27 protein-coding genes and 1 riboswitch are annotated in these 24,902 nt (G+C 59.3%); of the genes, 16 read left to right on the forward strand and 11 right to left on the reverse strand.

Features of this window, described 5'->3' with window-relative positions; translation table 11 throughout:
- Positions 1-2: 2 nt before the first annotated feature.
- Positions 3-1,031 carry an NAD(P)-dependent oxidoreductase gene (locus NCN05_RS00405; RefSeq protein WP_250396550.1) on the reverse strand — a complete coding sequence of 343 codons (1,029 nt, stop codon included), beginning with the start codon at positions 1,029-1,031 and terminating at the stop codon, positions 3-5.
- A 79-nt stretch (positions 1,032-1,110) separates the two neighbouring features.
- On the opposite strand from NCN05_RS00405, the gene NCN05_RS00410 reads away from it, so the two are divergent.
- Complete coding sequence (locus tag NCN05_RS00410) at positions 1,111-2,043, forward strand: LCP family protein (RefSeq protein WP_250396551.1); 933 nt, start codon at positions 1,111-1,113, stop codon at positions 2,041-2,043.
- Here the strand turns inward: NCN05_RS00410 and NCN05_RS00415 are convergent.
- The gene (locus NCN05_RS00415; protein WP_250396552.1) at positions 2,040-2,540 is read right to left on the reverse strand and encodes a hypothetical protein; all 501 of its coding nucleotides are present in this window, start codon (positions 2,538-2,540) and stop codon (positions 2,040-2,042) included. The two genes, NCN05_RS00410 and NCN05_RS00415, sit on opposite strands and share 4 nt — an antisense overlap.
- A gap of 56 nt (positions 2,541-2,596) precedes the next feature.
- Here NCN05_RS00415 and NCN05_RS00420 point away from each other — a divergent pair, with 56 nt between their 5' ends.
- The 5 genes from NCN05_RS00420 (at position 2,597) to NCN05_RS00440 (ending at position 5,673) form a co-directional block, all read left to right on the forward strand.
- Positions 2,597-3,592 carry a ribose-phosphate pyrophosphokinase gene (locus NCN05_RS00420; protein WP_250396553.1) on the forward strand — a complete coding sequence of 332 codons (996 nt, stop codon included), beginning with the start codon at positions 2,597-2,599 and terminating at the stop codon, positions 3,590-3,592.
- Positions 3,593-3,739: 147 nt separating this feature from the next.
- Positions 3,740-4,843, forward strand: a complete 1,104-nt coding sequence (locus NCN05_RS00425; protein WP_502988793.1) for a glycoside hydrolase family 10-like protein — start codon at positions 3,740-3,742, stop codon at positions 4,841-4,843.
- A gap of 36 nt (positions 4,844-4,879) precedes the next feature.
- Entirely contained in the window at positions 4,880-5,071 is a 192-nt protein-coding gene (locus NCN05_RS00430; protein ID WP_115010263.1) for a DUF7441 family protein, read from the forward strand.
- A 187-nt stretch (positions 5,072-5,258) separates the two neighbouring features.
- Entirely contained in the window at positions 5,259-5,492 is a 234-nt protein-coding gene (locus NCN05_RS00435; RefSeq protein WP_250396554.1) for a hypothetical protein, read from the forward strand.
- 16 nt (positions 5,493-5,508) lie between these two features.
- Positions 5,509-5,673 carry a hypothetical protein gene (locus NCN05_RS00440; RefSeq protein WP_250396555.1) on the forward strand — a complete coding sequence of 55 codons (165 nt, stop codon included), beginning with the start codon at positions 5,509-5,511 and terminating at the stop codon, positions 5,671-5,673.
- 15 nt (positions 5,674-5,688) lie between these two features.
- On the opposite strand, the gene NCN05_RS00445 is transcribed toward NCN05_RS00440, so the two are convergent.
- Positions 5,689-6,483, reverse strand: coding sequence for a metal ABC transporter permease (locus tag NCN05_RS00445; RefSeq protein ID WP_250396556.1), 795 nt, complete (start codon positions 6,481-6,483; stop codon positions 5,689-5,691).
- Positions 6,476-7,165: a metal ABC transporter ATP-binding protein gene (locus tag NCN05_RS00450; RefSeq protein WP_250396557.1), complete on the reverse strand. Its 690-nt coding sequence runs from the start codon at positions 7,163-7,165 to the stop codon at positions 6,476-6,478. The genes NCN05_RS00445 and NCN05_RS00450 overlap by 8 nt, the downstream gene beginning before the upstream one ends.
- Before the next feature lie 105 nt (positions 7,166-7,270).
- Between NCN05_RS00450 and NCN05_RS00455 the strand changes: the two genes are divergently transcribed.
- Positions 7,271-8,188: a metal ABC transporter substrate-binding protein gene (locus NCN05_RS00455; RefSeq protein WP_250396558.1), complete on the forward strand. Its 918-nt coding sequence runs from the start codon at positions 7,271-7,273 to the stop codon at positions 8,186-8,188.
- Between the two features lie 48 nt (positions 8,189-8,236).
- A complete protein-coding gene (locus NCN05_RS00460; protein ID WP_250396559.1) occupies positions 8,237-9,298 on the forward strand; it encodes a hypothetical protein in 1,062 nt (353 codons plus the stop codon).
- 77 nt (positions 9,299-9,375) lie between these two features.
- Here NCN05_RS00460 and NCN05_RS00465 read toward each other — a convergent pair whose 3' ends face one another.
- From NCN05_RS00465 to NCN05_RS00475, 3 genes are read right to left on the reverse strand one after another with little or no spacing between them, the layout of a single operon-like run.
- Entirely contained in the window at positions 9,376-10,698 is a 1,323-nt protein-coding gene (locus NCN05_RS00465) for a hypothetical protein (protein WP_250396560.1), read from the reverse strand.
- Complete coding sequence (locus NCN05_RS00470; RefSeq protein ID WP_250396896.1) at positions 10,695-11,348, reverse strand: TIGR03943 family putative permease subunit; 654 nt, start codon at positions 11,346-11,348, stop codon at positions 10,695-10,697. The genes NCN05_RS00465 and NCN05_RS00470 overlap by 4 nt, the downstream gene beginning before the upstream one ends.
- A gap of 13 nt (positions 11,349-11,361) precedes the next feature.
- A complete protein-coding gene (locus NCN05_RS00475) occupies positions 11,362-12,318 on the reverse strand; it encodes a permease (RefSeq protein WP_250396561.1) in 957 nt (318 codons plus the stop codon).
- A gap of 119 nt (positions 12,319-12,437) precedes the next feature.
- Here NCN05_RS00475 and NCN05_RS00480 point away from each other — a divergent pair, with 119 nt between their 5' ends.
- The 8 genes from NCN05_RS00480 to NCN05_RS00515 all read left to right on the forward strand — a co-directional run bounded on the left by NCN05_RS00480 (position 12,438) and on the right by NCN05_RS00515 (position 20,695).
- A complete protein-coding gene (locus tag NCN05_RS00480) occupies positions 12,438-16,097 on the forward strand; it encodes a hydantoinase B/oxoprolinase family protein (RefSeq protein WP_250396562.1) in 3,660 nt (1,219 codons plus the stop codon).
- A 24-nt stretch (positions 16,098-16,121) separates the two neighbouring features.
- The gene (locus NCN05_RS00485; protein ID WP_250396563.1) at positions 16,122-16,406 is read left to right on the forward strand and encodes a hypothetical protein; all 285 of its coding nucleotides are present in this window, start codon (positions 16,122-16,124) and stop codon (positions 16,404-16,406) included.
- 131 nt (positions 16,407-16,537) lie between these two features.
- On the forward strand, positions 16,538-16,843 hold the full coding sequence (locus NCN05_RS00490) for a hypothetical protein (RefSeq protein WP_114987989.1): 306 nt from the start codon (positions 16,538-16,540) through the stop codon (positions 16,841-16,843).
- A gap of 81 nt (positions 16,844-16,924) precedes the next feature.
- Positions 16,925-17,629 carry a 16S rRNA (uracil(1498)-N(3))-methyltransferase gene (locus NCN05_RS00495; RefSeq protein ID WP_250396564.1) on the forward strand — a complete coding sequence of 235 codons (705 nt, stop codon included), beginning with the start codon at positions 16,925-16,927 and terminating at the stop codon, positions 17,627-17,629.
- A gap of 34 nt (positions 17,630-17,663) precedes the next feature.
- Positions 17,664-17,972: a hypothetical protein gene (locus tag NCN05_RS00500; protein ID WP_114987787.1), complete on the forward strand. Its 309-nt coding sequence runs from the start codon at positions 17,664-17,666 to the stop codon at positions 17,970-17,972.
- Positions 17,969-18,220 carry a ubiquitin family protein gene (locus NCN05_RS00505; RefSeq protein ID WP_250396565.1) on the forward strand — a complete coding sequence of 84 codons (252 nt, stop codon included), beginning with the start codon at positions 17,969-17,971 and terminating at the stop codon, positions 18,218-18,220. Before NCN05_RS00500 ends, NCN05_RS00505 begins: the two co-directional genes overlap by 4 nt.
- A 26-nt stretch (positions 18,221-18,246) precedes the next feature.
- Positions 18,247-18,396, forward strand: a riboswitch (cobalamin riboswitch).
- 8 nt (positions 18,397-18,404) lie between these two features.
- The gene (locus NCN05_RS00510; protein ID WP_250396566.1) at positions 18,405-19,037 is read left to right on the forward strand and encodes a HupE/UreJ family protein; all 633 of its coding nucleotides are present in this window, start codon (positions 18,405-18,407) and stop codon (positions 19,035-19,037) included.
- 71 nt (positions 19,038-19,108) lie between these two features.
- Positions 19,109-20,695: an iron uptake porin gene (locus NCN05_RS00515; RefSeq protein ID WP_250396567.1), complete on the forward strand. Its 1,587-nt coding sequence runs from the start codon at positions 19,109-19,111 to the stop codon at positions 20,693-20,695.
- A 187-nt stretch (positions 20,696-20,882) separates the two neighbouring features.
- Here NCN05_RS00515 and NCN05_RS00520 read toward each other — a convergent pair whose 3' ends face one another.
- The 4 genes from NCN05_RS00520 to rpmG all read right to left on the reverse strand — a co-directional run bounded on the left by NCN05_RS00520 (position 20,883) and on the right by rpmG (position 24,808).
- Positions 20,883-21,920: a chlorophyll a/b binding light-harvesting protein gene (locus tag NCN05_RS00520; protein ID WP_250396568.1), complete on the reverse strand. Its 1,038-nt coding sequence runs from the start codon at positions 21,918-21,920 to the stop codon at positions 20,883-20,885.
- Between the two features lie 572 nt (positions 21,921-22,492).
- Entirely contained in the window at positions 22,493-23,191 is a 699-nt protein-coding gene (locus NCN05_RS00525) for a histidine phosphatase family protein (RefSeq protein WP_250396569.1), read from the reverse strand.
- 20 nt (positions 23,192-23,211) lie between these two features.
- Entirely contained in the window at positions 23,212-23,424 is a 213-nt protein-coding gene (locus tag NCN05_RS00530) for a hypothetical protein (RefSeq protein WP_250396570.1), read from the reverse strand.
- Between the two features lie 1,183 nt (positions 23,425-24,607).
- A complete protein-coding gene (rpmG, locus tag NCN05_RS00535; RefSeq protein WP_250396571.1) occupies positions 24,608-24,808 on the reverse strand; it encodes a 50S ribosomal protein L33 in 201 nt (66 codons plus the stop codon).
- Between the last annotated feature and the right edge of the window lie 94 nt (positions 24,809-24,902).

Here is a 24,902-nt window from a genome sequence, read left to right on the forward strand (position 1 = left end):
CTTCAGAACAGCGCCGCATCCCCCAGGTCCTGCCCGGCCATGCCCTCCCGGGCCACGCGCTCAAAGAACTGCTCCAGCGTGTCGGTTCCATAGGACGGCGTGGCATCCGCGTCGTAGCACTGCTTCTGCTCATCCCAGACGAGCATCGATTCGCTGGCGTAGTAGCGGCCGATCCGACCAAATTCCGCTGTGTCGTTGATGCCTGGGAACACGCGAGCCAGGGCGTTCAGCACGGCGATCGGTGCATCCATCAGGGCAATCGGCACCGACAGCATCCGTTCGGGCTTGTTCAGAGCGCGGAAGAGCATCTCTCCCTGCTCCCGGGCGCTCAGCGCCGGACCCGGTCCCCCAATGGGCAGTACCTGGTTGCGTTTGGACGCGTCATGGATGCAGTCGGCCATGAACCGGGCCAGGTCGGCTTCGCTGATCGGCTTGCAGCTGGCCAGGGTTCCGCCTCCGAACATCACGTAGGGGCCGCCCTTGCGGCAGCTTTCCACCTGTCCGCCCAGGCTTTTGAAAAAGGCGGTGGGGCGAACGATGGAGTGGCTCATCTCCTCATCCGCCTGCAACACGGCTTCGAAGGCCAGCTTCGCCTTCTGAAATTCCAGCAGCGGCTTCTGCACACAGATGGCCGAGAGCAGCACGTAGTGGGCCACCCCGGCCGCCCGTCCCTGCTCGTAGGTGTTGAGGGTGGCTGCGTGGTCAATCGCCCAGGAATCCTTACGGCCGCCGGTGCGGGACGCCAGGCAACTCACCACCACATCCGTGGGTTGATCGAAGGCCTCGGCGGCGATTGAGGCTGGATCGGTGACATCCCCGAAGCGCACCTCAGCTCCCGGGAAATCGGCGATCACCTCGTCCCTGCTCTGACGACCACCGATGCCGCTGCGCTCGCGGGCGAAGGCGATCACCTGGTAGCCCCGGTCCACCAGTTCCTTCACCACAAAGCGGCCGATGTAGCCCGTGGCTCCGAACACCACCACGCGCACCTGTTCGGGTGGTCGGCTGCGGTAGTCGTGGCGGAGGGACATCGATGACGGCTTCACGGGGCCCAGGCTAGGAACTGGAGATCTGGGCGAAACTAAGCGCCATTGCGGTTCGTTCAGCGAAATGAACTGGTTGTCGCCATCCCGAGTTCGCGGTGCGCTGTGCGTCGGTGCTGCCGTGCTGGGGATTGGTGTGACCGGGTGGTTGATGGCGACCCTCTGGCCAAAACCCGATCGCGTTGCCGCGGGCGCTCCGCTGAGTGCTGATCGGCCTGAAACTCTGGCCCCCTTCCCGGTTGTCCCGGTGACGGTGTTGGTGATCGGTGTTGATGCGGATCGGCTGGGTGCCGCCTCCAATCAGGCCGCGCCCAAGGGCCCCCCCAATGCCGATGCACTGCTGTTGCTTCGCATTGCGGCCCAGGAGCCGCTTCAGGTGCTCCAGATCCCCACGGAGCTCGGAGTTCAGCTCCCTGGCGAAGAGAATCCGGGACGCTTGGCTCAGTTGTGGCGACGGGGTGGCGTCAGTCTTCTTGGCGATGCCATCCGCGACATTGTTGGTCTTCAGCAGGGTGATCCCAAGCGCTATGTGGTGATGCCCCGTGCGGCCCTACGCCGCCTGGTGGATGGTCTGGGCGAGGTGGAGGTGGTGTTGAGCGACTCCTACAAACGCCAGGACAAGACGCAGGATTACACCGTCATGCTCCAGGCCGGACGACAGCGTCTCAACGGTGCCCAGGCGGAACAGCTGGTGCGCCATCTGCCCGATCCCAAGGCTGTCTCCCAGCGTCGCCAGCGCCAAAACATCCTTGTAGAGGGTCTGATCGAACAGGTCAAGGCCCCCAGTGGCATTGAGGTGATTCCTGGTTTGGTGAACCAACTGAACACTGAGGTGGAGACCAACCTCAGTCGTTCGGAGCAGCTGAGCCTGGCCGCGGCGATCATCGCCAGCCCTGAACCCGCACGGATCAGCCGGCTGTCCCTGGCCGAGCGGGCCGGTGAGCAGACCTTGCGCCAGATCGACGCCGGAGCCAGCCTTCCCCTCTGGCCCCAGCCTTAAGCGGGGCTGCGGAGTTGCAGCCTCCGGGCGAGGGCGTTGACGCATTCGCTCTGTTCCGGATGCTGTTCATCGGGAATCCAGCCCAGCCAGCTGAGGCCGTCCCGGCGTCGCGCTGGGCCATTCCAGGGACCCTGGAGCTGCACCAGGCCGAGGAGCGGCACCTGCAGTTCCCGGCAGAGGGCGGCGTAGGCCGCGGCTGCGCCAGAGATTGAACCGTCCTGTTCAGCAGTGGTCAGCAGCAGCACCGGCTGACGCCAGTCGGCAAGGGCCTGCAGCCAGCTGGCATCACCCTGCGGGGTCGGCCGGGCTGCGTCGCCGCTGAGCCGCACCAGCCCTGTTGCCGCCGGGTTGGTCTGCAGAACCTCAGCCGGTGATGCACCACTGGCCACCGTGGTGAGAGGGCATCGGCAAGCCCGTGCCAGGGCTTCGCAGGCCTGACGCATTTTGAGTTCAGGCAGGGGACCCGCACCCACCAACAGTGGGAAACCTGTGGACATGGGGGCACTGCTCACCTCTACCATCGGATTACAGCAGAATTCGTTCCGCGGGCGCCGTGACAAGTTTCCTGACAGCAGCCCGTTCCGAACAGGAGCAGATGACCCCGGACAGTCGCCGTCTGCGCCTGTTCAGCGGCACATCGAACCCTGCTCTGGCCAAGGAGATTTCCGCTTATCTCGGGGTGCCTGATGGCCCCCGCGTCTGCAAGCGTTTTGCCGACGGTGAGCTCTACGTGCAGATCCAGGAGTCGATCCGTGGCTGCGACGTGTTCCTGATCCAGCCCACCTGCGCACCGGTGAACGATCACCTGATGGAGCTGCTGATCATGGTGGATGCCTGCAGACGGGCCTCCGCACGGCAGATCACTGCGGTGGTGCCTTACTACGGCTACGCCCGAGCCGACCGCAAGACCGCTGGTCGTGAATCAATCACCGCCAAGCTCACGGCCAACCTGCTGGTGACGTCGGGCGTTGACCGCGTGCTGGCAATGGACCTGCACTCCGCCCAGATTCAGGGCTATTTCGATATTCCCTGCGATCACATCTACGGCTCTCCCGTGCTGGTGGACTACCTCTCCACCCAGGATCTGGGAGATGTGGTGGTGGTGTCTCCTGACGTTGGGGGCGTGGCGCGGGCCCGGGCCTTCGCCAAGCAGATGAACGATGCCCCGCTGGCGATCATCGACAAGCGCCGCACCGGCCACAACATGGCCGAAAGCCTCACGGTGATTGGTGATGTGGCGGGGCGGACGGCGATCCTGATCGACGACATGATCGACACCGGCGGCACGATATGTGCCGGTGCACGTTTGTTGCGGGAGCAAGGGGCCAAGCGGGTGCTGGCCTGCGCCACCCACGCCGTCTTCTCTCCCCCCGCCAGCGAACGTCTGTCCGTTGACGGCCTGTTTGAGCAGGTGGTGGTGACCAACAGCATTCCGATCCCGCAGGACCGAGTCTTTCCTCAGCTGAAGGTGCTCTCTGTGGCCAACATGCTGGGAGAAGCCATCTGGCGCATCCATGAAGAAAGCTCCGTGAGCTCGATGTTCCGCTGATCGTTGGCCTCGCGGCCATGGACTCTTGAACGAGCGGGCTTGGTTCGGCTTGATCACGGTTGATTCGGGCCATCCTTAAGGCCTGGTGCTTCAACGGCGTTGGCTCAGCGGTGGAGGCCACTGATTGGCGTTGCCCTGGCCAGCCTGATGGCGGGGATGCCGGCACCTCTGATGGCCGAGTCCCGATTGGACCGACTGCTCCGAAACCGCAGCACGATGGGGGTGTGGCTGACCAACAGCCCCAGCCAGCTCTATTACGACCGGAAGCGCATCAGCGTTGCAATGCAACAGCTGCAGGATGCGGGGTTCAATCGTGTGGTGCCCAATGTCTGGAGCCGAGGCACCACGTTTCATCGCAGCCGCTTCGCTCCAGTGGAGCCGCCGCTGCAAAAGGCTGGGGTCGGTCTTGATCCCATCTGCACCCTGGCGGCGGAAGGTCGGCGCCGTGGCATCAAGGTGATGCCCTGGTTTGAGTACGGCTTGATGGAGCCGGCCGATTCATCCGTTGTGCGCAACAACCCCAGCTGGGTGTTGGCCAAAGCCAATGGCCAACGTTGGATGGCGATGCATGGCAACCATCGGATGGCTTGGCTCAACCCAGCCCATCCGGAGGTTCGTGCCCGCTTCATCGGCTTGGTGGTGGAAACCCTGAAGCGCTGTCCGATGGATGGCCTTCAACTGGACGACCACTTCGCCTGGCCGGTTCAGTTCGGTTATGACCCCACCACCGTGGCGTTGTACCGGCAGGAGACGGGACTGGCACCTCCTCGGGATCACAGCAATCGGCAGTGGATGAAATGGCGGCGCAATCAACTCACCTCTCTCTTGCGTGAGTTGCGGCAACGTCTCAAGCAGGAGCGCCTTTCCACCCGAATCAGCCTGTCTCCAGGCCCCTTCCGTTCGGCCTACAACCTCTGGTTGCAGGACTGGGAGCTCTGGGCTCTGGGCGGACTGATTGAAGAGTTGGTGGTTCAGAACTATGCCTATTCGGTTCGAGGATTCGCCAAAGACCTGGATCAGCCGGCGCTGCGCAAAGCCCGCAGCTGGGGCATCCCCTCGCAGATTGGCGTGTTGGCGGGATTCGGCAAACGCACCACCTCGATGGCCGTTCTGGAACAAAAAGTCCGTCTGGCCCGGCAACGCGGTCATGGCGTGATCTTCTTCTACTGGGAAGGCTTATGGGGCAAGCATGTGGCGGAGCGGTATCGAGATCCTCGCCGCGCAGCATTCACCAGGCTTGGATCTGATTGACCAGCAGACCTGGCTCGACACGCTTTATTGAGTTGCATGAAACAGTTCACCGAAACCAGTTCCGACCCCTATGACCGTCACCACTACCGCGTCTGGTTGTGTGATGGGTCGTTCAAGGATGTTGAGAGCTATGACGCAGCGCAACGCGTTTGGTATTCCAGCAAGACACGGCCAACAACAATTGAGGTGATGCAACCGAAGGGGCGAAGACGTGCCAAAGGCTTTTAGATGTTTTGTTCAACGTGCTGTTCATTGATCGGCTTAGGATTAATTCAGGCAGATGCATTTATCTCTCTTGCGCGAAAGGATCGCGTTGAGGCAACAGCCTCGCTAAAGTACTGGAACATTCAATATAAGGTTTCTAGGAATAGCCCTTTAATGATGAATAGGCGGAAAAGTTTCGGGGTTTTGAGCTATGAATCAGTTTGAGCTCAACCAGATTCGTTCCAAGCTGCGGCGGCTTGACCTCGATGATCAGTTCATCGAGCGGTACATCGATAAGTTGATCCGGAACAAAGAACCGTTTGTGACGGCATCGAAGGCCATTGATCGTTGGGAGAAGAACGATTCAAGCCAATTTGTGCTTCAAGCGCTCGTCTGTGGCTTGATTGCAGCCCTGGCTGGTGGTTGGTTTGCCGTTGTTCAGTAGCGGGTTGGATGGAGCCATGAGCGATGCAAGCTTGATCGCCCTGTTCAGCGTGGGGATGGCCTCAACGCTGACTGTGTTGTTCCTGGCCTTTCGGCGTACCTTCCGCCTGGAGCAGGAACGCACATTGATGCGCAGAATGCGTCGCCGCCTTGATCGGATGTTTCTGAAGCAAAAGCCGTAAAGAAGGCTTCTCTTATCACTGTTGCTCTGCAGTGTTGACCCTGTAGGTGAACAGAAGTGCCAAGCACAGTGTTCCGATCAGTGGGCCCGGTGGCAGGTCAACAGCAATCGCCAGCATCATTCCGCCACCACACAGAAGCAGCCCCGTGCTCGCGCTGCGCAGCATGAGTTCCTTCAGGCTTCGGCTGCGCTCCACGTGCATCAGCACCGGAGCGCACAGCAGGCCAATCACCAGAATCACCCCTACAGCAGTGATGGCGCTGATCACCACCAGGGCGGTGATCAGGCTGCAGATCAGCCGAATCAAGAGCACCGGTCGCTTGGCGATGGCCGCTCCCTCGGGGTCGATGCCAACGAAAACCAGGTCGCGATAGCCCCACACCAACATCGCCAACAGGGCACTGGCTGAGATGGTTGTTCGCAGCAGATCTGTTGTGGTGGCAGCCAGCAGATCGCCGAACAGAATCGTTTCCAGGTCCACCCGGGCATCCAGCAGGGGAACCAACAGCACGCCCAGGGCGGTGAAGCCTGCCAGCACAGTGTTCATGGCGCCCTCTTCCCGGCCTTTGAAGCGCCGGTTCAAGCGTTCAGCCACCAAGGCTCCGAGCAGTCCACTGATCAGGCCTCCGATGCTTGGGTCGATGCCGATGGCCAGGGCGATCACCAAGCCGGGCAGAACAGAATGGGCCATCAGGTTGGCCAGCAGCACCCGGCGTTGGGTGATCAGCAACGCTCCAGTGGCAGGACAGATGGCTCCGATCAGCACCGAGATCGTCAGAGGCAGAAGCCACCAGATGTCGGGTTCAACCACAGCAGTGGCTCCCCATCATGCAAGTCAGGTCGCTCAGTTTTTCGCGGACCGTGTCGGGTGACCCGTTGGCCAGGATCTGGCCGTCCATCACGACCACCTGGTCGTAGCTGTCGAGGGCGCTGCCCCAGTCGTGGCTGCTCACCAGCAGCGTCTGACCGGCTTCCGCCTGATCCCGCATCACCTTGAGCAGGTGCTCGCGCGTTGGTGGATCAATGGCGCTGCAGGGTTCGTCCAGCAGCAGGATCTCGGTCTGCTGCATCAACCCTCTGGCCAGCAAGACGCGTTGTTGCTGGCCGCCGGAGAGCTGGTTGAGGCGCCGGTTCCCCATGGTTCCCATGCCGACGCGTTCCAGCAGCTGTTCGCAGTGGTCCGCTGCTGTGGCTTTGCCCTTTTTGGGCTGCCCCAGCTGCACCATGTCACGGGCGGTGATCGGAAACGACCAATCAATGGCGGCCCGCTGGGGCATCAGGCCGATGGGCTTGCTGGTGTTGACCGTTCCTTGGCTGGGTTTCAGTCGGCCTTCGAGCAAGTGCAACAGCGTTGACTTGCCGGCTCCGTTGGGACCCACCAGCGCCGACAGCGTCCCTGCTTGCAGCTGCAGGTTGACGCGGTCAACGGTGTTGCGACCCCCGTAGCTGAAGCACAGCTCTGTTGTGCTCAGCACGCACGACGAATGGCTCATCAACTCTTCGGTGGCCGGACTTGGGCCTCTTGATGTTTTGCACACCGCATGTTGGCGAGGGATCAAGAGCTCAGCAAAATGATAATCATTCTCACTAGGTCGTCCATGCGTCCTGTTTTGGCTCGATCGGCTGGGGTCAGTCTTTCTCTGGCCATTGGAGCTGCCGTTGTTCCTGCCCATGCGGCTCAACCTGTGGTGGTGGCCGTCGACGGCACGCTGTGTGATCTCACCAAGACCCTGGCTGCCGGTGCCGCCTCGGTCACGTGCCTGATCCCTCCTGGTGGTGATCCCCACTCCTATCGCTTGAAGCCCAGTGATCGCAGCCAGATCGCCAAAAGTGATTTGGTCTTGCACATCGGTTTTGGGTTGACCCCGTCCGCCAGAAAGCTCAAGTCGCCGGGGACGGTGGTGGCCGTTGGCGAAGTCGCGCTGCCGTCCTATGGCGGCAGCGACCCCCACGTCTGGCACGATCCGGCCAATTCTGCTGCGATGGTGCGGGTCATTTCCCGTTCCATGGCCCCCGTGCTGGCGGCAAGCGATCGTGCGGCCTTTCAGCAACGCACGGCGCGGGCTGTGGCTGTCTTCAAGGCACTTCAGAGCTGGGAAGCCGAGCAGTTCAGTTCTTTGCCCTCAGCGCAGCGGGTCTTGGTGACTGATCACCGGACCTACAGCCATCTCGCCAATCGCTTTGGACTTGTTGAGATCGCGATGTTGGACAGCCACACCACCGGTGGCGTTTTGCGGCCTTCCAGCCTCAAATCAATCACCCAGGAGGTGAAAGCATCCGGTGCGAAAACCATCTTTTCCCCTGCGGCTACTCCCAACAAAACTCTGAGGCGCATCAGCAAGTCCACGGGATTGCCGATCGCAACGACACCGCTCTATGGGGAGGGCATTGCTGCCGGTCGCAATGCGGTTTCAACGGCGACCCTCAACGTCTGCACGATCGTCAATGGCCAGGGTGGTTCCTGTGACACCGCTGGAGCCAATGCATTGAACGCGACGTGGTCATCGATCCGGTGACGTAAACCTCCTACCTCTTTGGTCTTCTTGTCTCTTCCATCTCGTCTCATGCTTCGTTCACGTCTAGCCCTTCTGGCTCTTCTGCTGAGCCCGTTCGCCTCCATCTCACCTGCTGAAGCCCACGGCTCCCATGGTGGATCGGGTGAAGCTCTTGAAGCCGGTGAATTTGACTTCACCCCCATCCTCACCATCGAGGGCCATGGTGGTTTCGACAACAACCTCGAAGAACAGCCAAGGCATTACGCCATTGATGGCCTGTTTGGTGGCGTCTTTGAGTGGGGCCTTGGCAATGGCGGCTCTTTCTCAATCGAAGCTGCCATTGGGCCTGCTTTGGTTTGGGGTGAAGCTGAACACTTTTACGGCAAGGTTCACGTCGACGATCATGATGATCACGAAGACGATCATGATGATCACGAAGACGATCATGATGACCATGACGACGATCATGATGACCATGACGACGATCATGATGACCATGACGACGATCATGATGACCATGACGAAGATCATGATGATCACGAAGAGCATGATCACGGCCATGACCACAGTCACGAGACCGACTTCAAGCGCACCGATATCAAGGGCTTCCTGCAGGCCCGTTATGCACCCAATGACCGCTTAAATTTTGAGCTGTCCTGGAATCCCTATTACGTCACCAAAGACCAGGCTGACGACATTGAGGGTTTGAAGAATGAGCTCGGAGTCAAGGCGATCTGGGCATTGGGTGATGGAGATGTGAACTTCGCCCTTGGTGATGGCATCGAGGATTTGGTGAATGGTGTTTACCTGTCAGTTGATCACCGTCAGGGTTGGGAATCAGATGGGATGTATGTGGGCAACTACACCGATCCTCGTGTTGGTTTGGGATTCACATTTGGTAGCGATGAAATTTCGTTGAATATTGAAGCTGGACCACGTTTCTATGTTCCGGGTAGCTACGCAGGGTTGGATCAGCGAACAGACTTTGCTGGTGAAATTGAACTCTCGGTTCCAGTTGGTGATGCCAGTTTCTTCCTTCACTGGCAGCAAACGTACAGCTGGGAAGATGCATCGGGCTGGGGTGAGGGTTGGCAGCACCATGTTGGTACTGGCGTGACATTCACCTTCTAAGTCTCAACAAGCGGTTGAACCTTGCTTGATCAGGAGGGCCGCTCTGCCCTCCTTTTTTGTTGCTCAGCTTTTGTTGTTCAGCCTGCATTTAGCCACTGGGCTTCGCTAACGGGTGTGTTGATCACCTTGATGAGCTTCAAGCTGTCGCCATCGATCAGGCCGGCACGGGCATGGGTTTGGTTCGGTCGCGTCAGCGTCATCAACAGCTGGTTGGTCACCGGGTTCCACTGGATGGGGCTGCCCGCCTTGAGCATCCACGGCGCCAGGGCCCTCCGTTGTGTCACCTCTCCCGCGTCGCTGATCAGCACCAGTTCGTGATTGCCCCGTTGCTGCTCCCAGCGCCCCAGCACAGCCCAGATCCGTTTGCCGCGGTTGTCGCAGGCCACCCCCAGCACCGCCTGATCGCCGAGGTGCAGTTGCTTTGGTGCCTGCCCTGGAACCACCAGCTCGATCGAGCGCCTGTAATCCGGCCAGTGCCGGATCAACACGGCCCGTCCTGAGGCACCGCAGAAGGCCCCCAGCTCCCGACTCCCCGGCAGCATCTGCGGCTTTTGCTCGGTTGCCTGCAGGGGGCGGAGGCTCAGACCGTTGCTGGTGGGCATCACCACGCCCCCTCCCGCCGGCAGCAACTGCATCGGCCCGGAGGGTTTCAGTGCCAGAGCCTTGCGTTTGCCATCGGCCTGCAGCAACAGGGCCTGGTCGCTGCCCGGCTGGAAACCACCGCTCTGTACCAGCAGATCACCATTGAGATTGCTGCTGAGATGAGCGAAGAGCACCTCGCCTTTCAACAGGGGTTCCGTGCGGCTCAGCCTTGGTGGCCCTAAGGCCGCCAGACGGTTGCCGGTGCTGTGGGGCGTTAGTTGGTCCCACCACACTTGTTCGGTGCCGCTCTGATCGCGTCCCACTAGGGCGATACCCCGGCCATTTCCGAGGGGTACGACGCTGGGGATGGCGGGCCAGACCCGACTGATCGGCATCCACGCTCCCGATCGCGTCTGCAGTTGAACCTGTTCGCCTCCCTGCACAGGCCGTGTTGCGATCAGCCAGGGTCTCGGGTCCCACCACCATTGCTGTTGCCCCAGCTCCAGCCCGCGTTGGTCCTCCCCTGCGATCGATAGCTCGAGCGGAGCCGTGAGCACGACATCCGCATCAATCACCATCCGCAGTGCTGTTGTCTCCCCCAGCCACTGATGGGGCACGGCCGGAGTGATTCTGCTGGCCTCGCTGACCCGGGGCCGATCCATCGGGCGACTGAACTGCAGATCCAGAGCTGCGCTTCCGCTTTGCACCTGCTGGGGCACCAGGCGCAGCAGCCGTGGAGGCTGTCGCAACAGCAGCTGTTGCTGCCCCAGAACAGCGGCGCAGGCCACCAGCATCAGCAGCATGGGCCGCCGCGTCATGGTTCCAGGGGCCGCTCAGGCCTGGCAATCGGCGTGATGTTTTGGGGAATCACGACGGGGATGCGCCGTTCGTTTCGGGTTTGCACGCTCATCGTTCCCTCAATGGCCAACCACTGGTTGGTTTGGGGGCTGAACGACTCCGGCCACTCCACCGCCAGGCCAGCGGGTGTGGCGTCGGCCAGGCAGCAGCGCACCGTGAGCCGGGCGATCAGCGGTGGGCCCTGCGGCTGCCTCCAGATAAAACCGCTGATGCGCACAGGATTGCCGGCCACAAGATAGGGATCGGGCTGGCTGCGCAGCAAGCGCACCCATTCCGTGAGGCTGCGCTGTTCGGGGGGCAGAACAAAGGCCAAGTCTGGTGGATCGGGCAGGCCCTGGGGGCGGTTGCTGGCCAGATCGCTGAAGGAGGGGCTCGGCGGAAGGACCAGCACCAGCGCAGCCATCACGCCACTGAGCAGCCAGGGCCAGCGCCAGCGTTCGTTGTGCTTCTCTTTTTTCAGCAGAAGGGCCACGCCCAGCATCAGCAAGACCAGGCCGGTGACCCCCACCAGGCCATGGAAGACCCCGCGAAGCAGCAGATCGAGGCGTCCGCTGTGGAAGCTCCACAACAGTGTCAGGCCCCAGAGCAGCAGCAGGTTTCCGCGCTTCAACACGACCGGCCCCTCACAGCAGCCATAGGTTGATCCACTGACCGATCAGCAGCACGCCAAGACTGGCACCGATCGCCGTGATCAGGATCGCCCTTGGCCGCATCAGCACGGTAAATAGGCCCGCGAGTTTGAGATCCACAACGGGCCCCAGCAAGAGGAAGGCCAGCAGGGCTCCTGGGGTGATCTGAGCGGCAAAGCCCAGGGCCAGAAAGGCATCCACACTGGAGCAGACCGACACCACCACCGCCAGCAGCATCAAGGCCAGGATCGATGCCGTCGGCGCACCCCCCACGGCCAACAGCCAACTGCGCGGCAGCCAGGTCTGCACCAGGGCCGCAATCACGCACCCCAGCACCAGCAGAGCCAGCAGATCGAGAAATTCGCGGCAGCTCTGGTCCAGCACCTGCCAGGCCTTGAGGCGCCTCCCGCTGATGGATCGGGGGGTGCTTGGTGATCCGCCGATCACACCACTGCTGCGCTGCAGCAGCCCCAGTTTGCTGAGGGGCTGGCTCATGCGGCGTTCCTCCAGAAGCGCCGTTGCCAGGAGCTGCGTCTCGGGCAGCTGCACCAGCAACAGACTCAGCAGGATCGCCAGCAGAAAGGCCCCCAATGGCCGGGCTACCAATAGCCAGGGCTGATCAGGAAACGCAGCCCAGGTGCTGGCCAGCACGATGGGATTCAGCACCGGGGCTGCAAACAGAAAGCCGAAGGCCGTGCCCATCGGTGCACCGCTGGCCAGCAGACGGCGAGCGACAGGGACGTTGCCGCATTCGCAGGCCGGAAGTGCAAAACCCATCAGGGCCCCGATGATCGGTGCCAGCACTGGGTTCTTGGGGAGCCGCTCGATCCAGGCACCCGGTGGCACGGCCCATCGGGCCAGTCCTGCGATGGCAACGCCGAGCAGCAGAAACGGAACGGCTTCCAGCAGTAACCCCTGAAAGATCGCCCAGGCCGTGGCGAGCTTGTCCAAGCGTTCGGGCGGCAGTTGCTTCTCAACGTTCTCAGTTCAACTCGCCCATCGGGGAGCGTCGACATGGTTTGTTGATCGGCCTGGGCGGCAGGCTGGGACGACGTTGGCCAGGGCCTGAGATGGGGTGGTGCTTCTGGATTGATCGCGGTGGCACCTTCACCGATCTGATCGGTCGCGATCCAGAAGGCCAGCTGCACGTGCGCAAGGTGCTCTCGGAGCAGTCCGGGGCTGGAGACCCTGCGGTCTCGGCGATGGAAGCGATGTTGGCGTCGGCTTCTCCACCCGTGGAGTTGGCGGATGTCGACGACGTGCGTCTCGGCACCACCGTGGCCACCAATGCGCTGCTGGAAGGGGCTGGTGCGCCGCTGCTGTTGCTCACCAATGCCGGACTGAGGGATCAGCTGTGGATCGGCGATCAACACCGCGACGATCTATTCGCGCTCGAGCAGCCCCAGCGCCCCTTCTTGGCGCAAACGGTGCTGGAGCTGACCGGTCGGCTCGATGCACGGGGTAAGGAGGTGGAGCCCCTGGTGCTGGATCAGCCGCTGCGGCGGCGTCTTGAGGAGCTGCGCCGTTCCGGCCTGGACGTCGCCGTGGTGGCGTTGTTGCATGCCCAACGCAACACAGCCCATGAGCAGCGCTGTGCTGCATTGCTGCGGGAACTTGGCTTTCGCACCGTGGTCTGCTCCCACCAGGTGAGTGTGATGCCCCGCCTGGTGCCGCGGGGGCAGACGGCCTTGGTGGAGGGGGCCGTGCATCCGGTGCTGGATGGCTACCTGCAGCAGGTGCAGGGGGCGTTGGGCGCCGCCACGCCACTGCGGGTGATGACCTCCAGCGGAGCGTTGCAGGCTCCAGGCAGGCTGCAGGCCAAAGACACCATTCTTTCGGGGCCCGCGGCGGGGATGGTTGGGGCGATCGCCGCAGCGCGGATGGCTGGCTTTGACGGGGTGCCGGTGCTGGGCTTCGACATGGGGGGAACGTCGACGGATGTGTTCTGTGTGGCTTGCGCCGATGCGCAGGCCCTGCGGCAAGTGAAGGAGCAGACCGAGATCGCCGGTTTGCAGTTGCTGGCCCCACGGCTGCCGATTGAAACCGTGGCGGCCGGTGGCGGATCAGTGCTGGAGCTCCAGGGGGAGCGGTTGCGGGTGGGACCTCGCTCCGCCGGAGCACAACCGGGCCCGGCCTGTTACCGCGCCGGCGGACCGCTCACCATCACCGACGCCAACCTGCTGCTGGGGCGGCTGCAGGTGGACCGCTTCCCGGCGGTGTTCGGCCCGTCCGGGGATCTGCCACCGGATGTGGAGGTGGTGCGGCATCGCTTCGCGGAGCTCGCGGCAGCGCTGGGGCAGACCCCGGAGCGGGTGGCATCCGGGGCGTTGCAACTGGCGGTGGAAACCATGGCCGCTGCGATTCGCCGGGTGTCGCTGCATCGCGGTGAGGACATTCGCGGCGGGGTGTTGGTGGCGTACGGGGGGGCTGGTGGTCAGCACGCCTGTCGCCTGGCGGATGAACTGGGGCTGAACACCGTGCTGTTGCATCCCATGGCCGGTGTTCTCTCCGCCTTTGGCATGGGTCAGGCCCGCCAGCGCTGCCGGCGGCAGGAGCATCTCGGCGCTGCCCTCTCGCCCGAGCTGTTGGCGGGCCTGCCGGATCAGGTGGAGCGGCTGATGGCTGAAGCAAGGGAGATGTTGCATCGCCAGGGGGATGGTGCTGATGCCGAGGCGGGGGAGCCGGAGGTCTGGGTCAGCCTCGCCCTGCGTTATCCCTCTGCCGAGCAGACCCTGGTGCTCCCTTGGTCCGCCGAGCAAGGCGTTGATGCCGTGATCTCGGCCTTCCAGGCGAGCCATCAGCAACGCTACGGCTACTGCATTGATGCCGATCAGGCCCTGATCGTCGAACAGCTCAATGTTGAGGTCACAGCTCCCCAACAGTTCGATGCCACAGCCGCAGCTACAGCAACAGCAACAGCCGCAGCTGAGAAGGCCGAACCAACGCCAGAGGTGCAGCCATCGCCGCAGGTGTCGATGAACCTGGAGTCGAGCGGCTGGACGCAGGTGCCGTTGCTGAACCGCAGTGCCCTGCGGCTGAATCAGCGGATTGCAGGGCCGGCCCTGATCGCCGAAGCCACGGGCTGCACGGTGCTGGAGCCGGGCTGGCAGGCCCGGGTGGCGGAGGGGGGCACGCTGTTGCTGGAGCGCTCGCATCCCGCAGACGGATCACCGCTGCTGGCCCAGGCCGGTGACCACGACCCGTTGCAGGCGGAACTGTTTCGCCATCGCTTCATGGCGATCGCTGAACAGATGGGGGAACAGCTGCGGCAGAGCAGTCGCTCTGTGAACATTCGCGAGCGCCTGGATTTCTCCTGTGCGTTGTTCGATGCCATGGGGGCCCTGGTGGCCAATGCCCCCCACATTCCGGTGCACCTCGGATCGATGGGCGACAGCGTCCGCGACCTGCTGGCCCAGGTGGCGACCGGTGATGTCGCACCGCTGCAGCCCGGCGACACGCTGCTCAGCAATGACCCTTTCCACGGCGGCACCCACCTGCCCGACATCACCGCTATCTCGCCGGTGTTCTGCAAAGGGGATCAGCCCGGCTTCTTTGTGGCCAGCCGTGGCCATCACGCCGATGTGGGTGGCATCGCTCCCGGATCAATGCCGTCCTTCAGTCGCACCATTGCCGATGAGGGCCTGCTGCTGCGCAACCAGCTGTTCGTGCGCCAGGGCCGGGTTCTCGCCGCTGATCTGAAAGCGGTTTGGGGCGGCATGGCGACGCCGCCCCGCAACCCTCCGGAACTGCTGGCCGATCTGCAGGCGCAGGTGGCGGCCAATCAGGCGGGGATTGTGGCGCTGCAATCCCTCGTGGAGCGTGAGGGGCAGACCCTGGTGCAACGGCAGATGACCCTGCTGCAGCAGGACGCAGCCCGCAGTGTTCAGCGGCTGCTGTTGCGCCTGACGGACGCCCGGCATCAGCTGGCCCTGGATGACGGTTCCTGTCTTGCGGTGCAAGTGAGCCTCGACCCGCAACGCCAACGCTTGCGTTTGGATTTCAGCGGAACATCGCTGCAACGGCCGGGCAATTTCAATGCCCCTCTGGCAGTGACGCGGGCGGCTGTGCTGTACGTGATCCGTTGTCTCCTCGACAGCGACATCCCCTTGAACGAGGGCTGTTTTGCGCCGCTCGATCTGGTGGTGCCGGAGGGCTGTCTGTTGAATCCGCGGCCCCCCGCCGCTGTGGTGGCCGGCAACGTGGAGGTGTCTCAGGCCCTCTGCAATTTGCTGTTCGCGGCCTTTGGGGCCCAGGCGGCCGGCCAGGGGACGATGAACAACCTCAGCTTCGGCAATGGCCGTTGCCAGTACTACGAAACGGTGGCCGGTGGTGGCGGCGCTGGTGAGGGCTTTGCTGGATCGGTGGGCCTGCAGTCGCACATGACCAACTCGAGGCTGACGGATCCCGAGGTGCTGGAGAGCCGTTATCCCGTGCGCTTGGAATCCTTCGCGGTGCGCTCCGGCAGTGGCGGCCAGGGCTTGTGGCCCGGGGGCGACGGCTTGGAGCGCACGATCCGTTTCCTCGAGCCGATGAGTGTGTCGTTGATCAGTGGCTCGCGGCAGGTGGCCCCGTTCGGTCTCAACGGTGGGGCCAGTGGTGCCTGTGGCGAGAACCTGCGGCTGGACCGTGAGGGGGTGGCCCATCCCCTGCCCGGTGCCGTGCAGCTGGAGCTCCAGGCGGGAGAGGCCATTCGCATGCTCACCCCAGGGGGAGGCGGCATGGGACGTTGAGAGGTGATGCCTTCTGGTGGTGCGATGCCGATGCGATCACAGGGTTGGTGGTTGGCGCTGCTGCTGGGCTGCAGCCTCAGCGGGGCTGCCCACGCCAGAAGCCTCGACCAGCAGATGTTCCAGTTGCAGCTGGTGATGGATCAGATCCGTCTGGCGCGGTCCATGGGGGATCGTGTTGGCGTTTGCGTTGAATCCCGCCGGGCCAACAATCTTGTGCTCGATCTTCTTCCGGCCCTGCAATTGCACCGTCCAGGCCTCAATCACGCTGGCTTGCAGGACAGGATTCTTTTGGGATTTGATCAGTGTTGATGGCCTGAGTTGATCGAGCCTTTGATCGATCTTTCCTGATCGGCTTTAGTGCCGCTGTTTGAAAACCAGCATGACGACTCATTGTCGATCGGCATCTGCGGATTCAATCTGAATGCAGCCAAGCTGATGGCATGGGTTTGCTTCAAACGATCCAGGGACGGTTGCTTCAGTACGACTCACCGTCGCGGCAGTTGCAACAGGCCCATTTCGACGCAGCCCGACGCCTGGCCCAGGCTCAATTTCAGCTGGCTGATGCCGAATTAAGCCAACGCCTCTGGCAGGACGTGGCTGATCGTGATCTCGATGTTGATCGGATTCTGAATCTCCTTTATGGCTGCTGGTTCCAGGATGATCCTGCGGCGCTGCGTGCTGCCGACGCTGAGTTTCAGGCGCGCCGCGAGCGGGAGTTGATCCCCGGGGTGTTCGAACACTGCTGAGGATTGTGAGCCGCGGGGATGGTTGTGCTGAACTGACGGATCTGTTGGTGACGGAGTGCTGTTGATCCCAGAGATCCAGCCATGAACATCGTTGTTCTCAACCGTTCGGATTGGCTGGATGAACGGAAGGTTCGTCTTGTGGATCGGCGGGCAGATCACATCCGTTCGGTGCTGCGGGCTGCAGTGGGCGACAGCATCCGGGTTGGTGAGCTGAATGGCGATCTAGGCCAGGGCCGCATCTGTGCCCTGGATGCAGATGCCGTGGTGCTGGAGGTGGATCTCAACCAGCCACCGCCGCCCCGTCATCGGTTCGACATTGTTCTGGCCTTGCCGAGGCCCAAGGTGCTGCGCCGTCTGTTCCGCACCGTGGCCGAATACGGCGTGGCCAACCTTCACCTGATCAACTGCGCCCGGGTTGAAAAGAGCTATTGGCAATCGCCTTTGCTCGCACCCGAGAAGGTGCACGAGGCCCTGCTTGCGGGGATGGAGCGCGCCAGCGACACGGTGGCGCCCCGGGTGCATCAGCACAGGCGCTTTCGACCCTTTGTCGAAGACCAGCTCAAGGATCTCTGTGCCGGACGGCCCTGCTGGATGGCCCAGATGGGGGCGTCCCTCCCGTTACGCGACACCCCTGCGGGGGCCGCCGTGGTGATGGTGGGGCCGGAGGGCGGTTTTGTTCCGTTTGAACTGGAGTTGGCCCAGGCGGTGATCGCGCAGCCCGTGCATCTGGGATCGCGCACCTTGAGCGTGGACACGGCCCTCACCACCGCTCTGGCCCAGGGATGATGGTGGTGCGTGTGTTGCTTCAACGGCGACGGCAATGAACGATTTGGCTGGCTTGCAAGCTCTTGTGGAGGACGTCGGCTCCGGCAACGTCATCGATGCCGAACTGCTCGATGGGTGTCCGGTGGAAGCCCACGAACTCGATGAAATGGATGCGTCCCAGGCCGCGCAGGTCGCCGCCCATTGCTTCGGCCTGCTCTTCGATCACAAAGTTGAGCAGCTGGAGGGGATCGAGGCGGATCTCGATGCGGGCCTGTGGACCGGCACCGTTGATGGCTTCGGATTTCAGATCAGCCGGGATGACGTCGGCGATCTGGTGCTCGATTTCTCGAGCCAGCCGGCGTGACGGTTGATGAGCTGCGCAGCGACCTGACGGCTCGGCTTGGTGAGCAGGTGGAGCAGGTGTTCAGCCGGGATGGAGCCCCTGTTGACGACATCACCGAGCTTTATCAGCCCTCTCCGGCGGGTTTTGGCGGCCAGCTGCGACTGAAACGGAGCGGCCGCCTCCTGGCCTGGGAGCTCTGGCTGGAAGACGGTGATCGCTGGAATTTCCACACCACCGACCTTGCCGATGCACCGCCACAGGCCGAATGATTGTTGGTCAGGCGCGACGGCCAAGCGCCGGTAGGGTGGAGTGCTGGTTTCAGCGGGGAACAGCCGCTGAAGGAAACGGGGAAAGAGCAGTGAAAATCTGCCGCTGTCCCGCAGCTGTGAAACGTCGGCTCTCCGCCCACGTCAGTCAGAACGCCCGCCAGACCAAACCGACGAGGATCGACTTTTGAATTCTTTGCCACTGGCCCTGCGCAGGCCGCTGCAGATCGCCGGCCCTTCGCTTCTGGCGGTTCTTCTCCTGGCCAGTCCGGCGTTCGCCCACCACCCCTTTGGCATGGGCGACAGCGCTGAACTCACCCCCCTGCAGGGATTGCTCAGTGGCGTTGGTCACCCGCTGCTGGGTCCTGACCATCTCCTGTTTCTGCTGGCCATTGCCTTCATCGGCCTGCAACGTCCCCGCGCCTGGGTGATTCCTCTGCTGGCTGCTGGCCTGGGCGGCAGTGTTCTGTCGCAGTTCATTCCCCTGCCGGATGCCGTTGCTCCCTGGGCGGAGGCCATGGTCTCCCTCAGCCTGGTGGTGGAGGGTTTGATGGCCCTCACCGTGGCCTCCACCCGTTGGTTGCTGCCGCTGGTGGCCCTGCATGGTTTTCTGTTGGGCAGCACCATCGTTGGTGCGGAACCCACCCCGCTGTACACCTATTTCCTGGGCCTGCTGATTGGCCAAGGCGCGCTGCTGCTGGTGGTGAGCAACTGGTCCAAGTCTCTGGTTGAGCGCCTCGGCTCCCAGGGGCAACGGCTTGGCGCCGGCATCTGGATGGGTATCGGCATGGCCTTTGCCTGGGTGGCCCTGATCGACTGATCACGGGCACGCCGTTTCACAGCTTCTGACCCCAGGGATCACCTCTGGGGTTTTTTTATCTCTTCCCAGTCATGACGTTTGTCCAGCGACTGCTGGTGGCGCCCGCCGCCCTTGGTCTGATCGCCCCTTTGGCTGTGGTCAACAGCCCAGCCGCCCAAGCCACCGAGTTGAACATCAACGGCGTTTCTGATTACGCGGCTACTGCCAGTGGCAACAGCCTTGAGCAGGTCACCAGCGTCACCCAGTTCGCCGACGTTGTTCCCACCGACTGGGCCTATCAGGCTCTGGCCAACCTGGTGGAGACCTACGGCTGCGTCGCCGGTTACCCCAATGGCAGCTTCCGTGGCAACCGGGCCATGACCCGCTACGAAGCGGCTGCCCTGCTGAACGCCTGCCTCGACCGGATCACTGAAGTGACCGATGAGCTGCGTCGTCTGCTCAAGGAATTTGAAACCGAGCTGGCCATCCTCAAGGGTCGCGTTGATGGCCTCGAGGCCCGCGTTGGCGAACTGGAAGCCACCCAGTTCGCCACCACCACCAAACTCAAGGGCCAGGCCACCTGGGTGTTCGGAGCCAGCCGCTTCAAAGGGTCCGCATCCCGGCTGCGTTCGGACAGCAATTCCGAGTTCGGCGGAACGGTATTCAATTACGACCTCCAGCTGGCTCTGGCGACCTCCTTCACCGGTAAGGATCAATTGACCACGGTGTTGCGTGGCGGCAATTTCGATGGAGACGGCAACGTCTTCGGCAGTGGAGGGCCGTCGGGTCTGGCCACCCTGGAAACCGCGTTCCAGGAGGGTGATCGCCCCAATCTGGTGGCGATCGACAAGCTCTTTTATTCCTTCCCGTTGGGGGATGAGATCACCATCACCACCGGCCCGATTGTTGGCCAGGAAGACATGCTCGCGATCTGGCCGAGCGTCTATCCCAGTGATCCGATCCTCGATGTGCTCACGGTGAATGGAGCGCCGGGGGCTTACAACAAAAACAAAGGTCCAGGTGTGGGCATCAGCTGGGCTGCGGAAAGCGGAGCCCGCGCGTCGGCCAACTATGTGGCGGCCAATGGTGCATCAAGCGACACCCGTACCGGTGGTTTCGCCACCGACGAAGCGGGGGGAACCGGCACCCTGCAGCTTGGTTGGGAGGGTGACAACTGGGGCGTTGCTGCCCTGTATTCCAAGGTTCAGAACGGTCAAGACCTGATCGTGTATGCCACGCCCTTCGTCAAGGATCGCTTCAGTGATCGGGGCGTGACTCACGCCTATGCCCTGGGTGGTTTCTTGCAGCCATTGGAGAGCGGCTGGCTTCCATCGCTGTCGCTCGGTTGGGGCATCAATCAGTCCGACACCCAACGCGAAGGCCAGGTGAGGACCAGTCAGTCCTGGAGGGCTGGGCTGCAGTGGAACGATGTGTTGATGGCGGGGAACAACGCCGGAATGGCTGTCGGCCAGCCCGTGTTTGCGACCGATCTGCGTGGTGGTGACACCCCTGCTGATGGTCAGTTCATATGGGAGTGGTGGTATCAGTTCCAAGTGACCGACAACATCAGCGTCACCCCGGCGCTGTTCTATCTGTCGCGACCGATGGGTGAGCTCACACCGGATGGTTCAACCTTCCAGCAACTGGGCGGGCTGATCAAAACGACATTTGTGTTCTGAGCCAAGGGTCCTTTCATTGGATTCGAGGTCAATCGAGGCTGACCGCTGCCAAAGGCTTCTTTGTCTGCGCTTCCTTGCCATTTTTCATGTACTGGGGCTGCTGAAGTGGATATTTTCCTGAATGGCAAAAAATAAAGAAACCCCCCATCTCAATGAGATGAGGGGTGCATCAGAAAAGGCAGATCAATCAGGCACTGACCTTGGAACTTCCCATGTTGTCAAGCGCCTCAGAAACGCGCTTGAAGTTAAAGCCCATGCCCCGCAAGGCATGCCAAAAATGTCCTTGCAGGAAAAAGAATGCAAGGTAAAAGTGCGTATTGGCCAGCCAAGCTCGGGCTGAGTGGGCACCACCCTCAAGAGCAGTTGCGTCGCTGAAATAGGGAGAGAAAGCGAAATTCAATTTCAACGGATCTCCATACAACTCAACGGGGTAGATTGTTGTGTTCTGAGCACACCAAATGGCGGTCACAAATCCCATCAGAGCTACACCGGCAAGCGAGTAAGACAGGATCGATTCGCCGTTGTAGATCAAGACCTTTTTGAAGGGTCCGAAAGGGCTGGAGATGATATGCCAAACACCACCAATCGTGAGGATGAAGGCCAAAACAGCATGGCCACCCATCACATCTTCAAGACTGCTGATGGAAAGAAAATTAGCCTGATAACCCCACACCATACCGAGGTCAATATTTGGTTCAACCTGTCGAACAGCTCCGATGGCGCTGTCATAAATTCCATGGCGCTTTGCCCATTCAACGAAGGCAATGGCTCCGAGGCCGAGAAAAATCAGGTGATGCCCCAGGATGAACGTGAGCTTTTTGCTATCACTCCATTCAAAGTGAAACTTTTGGGCGCGGCCTTCAGCCTCTGAAAGGTCCTTGGGTGCTCGAAGTGTATGCCAGATCCCAGCTGCTCCAAGAACAGCAGATGAAACCAGATGGAATGCTGCGATCGCGATGAGGGGTTGTTGGTCAACGATTACAGAGCCTTCCCCTACGCCGAAGCCAAGGCCGGCGAGATGTGGAATCAAAATCAGCCCTTGTTCTCCCATTGGCAGTGTTCCGTCATAACGGGCCAACTCAAACAAGGTGAATGCACCTGCCCAAAACATGATTAAACCTGCATGGGCAGCGTGGGCTGCAATGAAAGAACCGCTGCGCTTTGCGACTCCCGCATTTCCAGCCCACCAGTCATAACTGACTGATGAACTTCCGTAAGACTGCATTTTCAAAAAGATGCGGCATAAAAAACATAATGAGTGCTGTCTGTCGAATAAATCTGCTTTTACATAGCTTTGCAGGGGTAAGTCATATTTAACCGGTCAAAGAGTCATTTGATCTAAGAATTTTTTGTTTAATTGCTTGGGTGACTAATTTGGATTATTTGATGCTTTGGATTGAATGCTATGAGCTGCTAAATAAAAAATTTTGGCTCTGGCAAGGAGCCAATTTGATGTCTAATTGTAGCCAATTGAGCGCAGAGCTCGTATCAAATAAAAACGCCTAAAGAGTGCAGTGCTCTCTAGATTATTTCCGAGTTTGCATGATTTGCAGGTTTGGCAACACCTGCTTTAGCCACACATCCCTTGTTCTTTAAAGATCTACTGTCAAAAAAAATCTACCTCCCGAAATTCCTAACGAGAGATAGATCACTTTGATTTTTGTCGAAACCCGTCCAAGGTCGACAAGTAAATTATCCTGCTATGTATTCCCTTGAGTGTTCGAAACTTATCAAGCGAATGTTAGATCCCGAACATCTTTCAAGTCAAATGATCAAGGATCAGAGTGGCTGTCTTTCTCAGAGTGTTGCCCACTCAGAAGGCAACACACTACCGATGATCTTGAAGCTTTTTGCCCCATCGGGCTGGAGGACAAATGCGATTCCTTGCGGTTCAGGATAAATTCCTGTTGCGGCTTCAAAAGGATCATCATGTCCGATAATGATTGTGTTGGTTCCTGGCAGAGGTGGGCGTGTTAATAAAGGCATGGCATTCTTTTTCATTAGTGCAATGTGATCCTCGGTGTAATCTTTATAAGGTAAAAAATTTAATCGGGAGTCTTTTTTGGTCCATTCTCCAAATGCGAGGTTTGCTGTTTTCCATGACCTGCAATACTCACTAACAATAATTTCACCGACTGGGATCTCCTTTGCAGCAAATGCCATGCCAATCTCGTGGGATTCTTTGATGCCCTGAGTGCTCAGCTTTCGCTGTGAACTGCAATCATTAAGGTTCATCAGAGGATCAGCTTGGTCTGCGTAATCTTTCACTGTCGTTGCATGACGAAAATAAATGACATATCCTCCATCCTTGAGTGAAGCCAGCAACACTGATTTACCAATACTCCGTTTTGAACTCAGACCAATGCTTGGTGTTTTGGTATTTTGGTCCGCTGTGGTTTTAGCCTCACCATCATTAGAGGAGACACCAGATTCACTATTGAGTCCGCATGCACCCAAAAGCAATGCAGTGAACAATGGAATAAGAATATGTGACATGAGATTGGTGTTTGCAATGCTTATTTTACTTTCAGTGAATCTAGATTTTTGTCGATAACTTTTTCTACTTTGGGAGTTGAAGGCATTGCTTTGGTTGCTACTTTTTTTGGTTTGAGTTTGCTCGCATCCAGTCGTTTTTCGCCAAATGCTTTGTAGAGAAGAAGAACCAAGCTGCTTGTTAGTGGAATTGATGTGATTCCACCTACAGAAATTTCGAATTCTGATAAGGACATGGGAAAACTAAAATAATCTCAAAAATAAACGTTATATTTATGATCCTGTGGACCCGTTGACCTTAAAACACGTTGACGCTCAATGACATTTTGAACTGTGGTCCGATGGGCTTCTGCAATTGCATCAACAAGGCCTATCGGCCATTCCGTTCCGCAGCGCATTTGCGCTTCTAATACCGATGCATCCAGTTTTGAAAACCGGGATGATTTTTGAGACATTGTGTTGATGGTGAGAAGTAGAAAACATCAACGCCAGTTATTGATGGGCAAAGATAAGTCCAATCAATTGTTCTGGTTTGGTTGAAGCGACACTCTGGCTCTTGAACCTGGAGGGAAGAAGAGCCAGATGACACCCAATGAAACTGATATCATCAGATTCATTGTTTGAACAGCTCAGGTTGGAGTGAACTGCCCTATCTGATTTTTGCGTTGTGAATAGGTCCATGTCTTTCACATGCCGCAGTACCACGTTTTAATTGATGCACTCTCGTGTAAGTGATGCTAGTTTAAAAAGCCCGAAGTTTGTAATCATAGGTAGGAGGTTGATCTATACAAATTGCGCCGCATTAATTGCCTGATATAAGTGTATTTCTTGATATTATTTTTCAGCCTATCGATCACTGTGATTCTGAATATCTAAACAGTATTTGTCGACTGCAGGGATGATTATAATTGATGCTTGCTATTCTTCGCTTATTTGTAGCCTTGCTCTTTTGCTTTAAGTGTTTGATTCTCGAGCCGCTCTTTCACTAATTGTCTAAAATCACAATAATCTATGTCTTCCGTATTTTTCTCGCGCATAATTTCCTGCGCTTCCCTCATTAAATACTCGTAAGTGGTAGTGTCAGTCGTTCTGTTGGCGAGGTCAATGATGTGCGCGAAGGCTTCAATGTTAGTCACAAATAGATTGCTGCTTTGTGTAAGCTAGCTAATGCTGGAATCAATTTTTGTCCTAAATTGTACTGATCGATGTTGGTATTGATCGATTTGTGATGCCTCAGTGATCTGTTTCGTGCGTAGCTCTACATCTGGTTCTCGCTTTTGATATTTCTAGCATGAAATGATTTGATCAAGGCATGGAATCGAGCCTGTCTTGATAAAAAAATTTAGCTAACTAATTTTTTTGTTTTTGAGCTGGACTTATTTGTTCAGCAACATTTTTTGAGTATTAAACATTTATTTCTTATTTTATTTCGCGATGAAGGGTCATCCTGTTGAGTTGAGGGCAGAATTTCATCAATTCGAGCCTTTCAGGATTGTTTCTTCGGTTTTTAGTTGTTGTATAGCGAGAGACTCCAGGGCTGCGTTTTTCAGCAGCAGTCGCTGATCTGCATTCGGTGCATTCCAGTGTGACAACGATGCGAACGCCTTTGCTTTTGGCCACAATGATTCATTCCATTTCTAGGAGTAAGCAACTGGACTGACTCCCCTGGTTGAGTAGAGGAGCCAGTTGTAACCCCAGTGCGATGACCCGGATA

Source organism: Synechococcus sp. MU1651 (assembly GCF_023630635.1).
In the GTDB taxonomy this organism is placed as follows: Bacteria; Cyanobacteriota; Cyanobacteriia; order PCC-6307; family Cyanobiaceae; genus Parasynechococcus.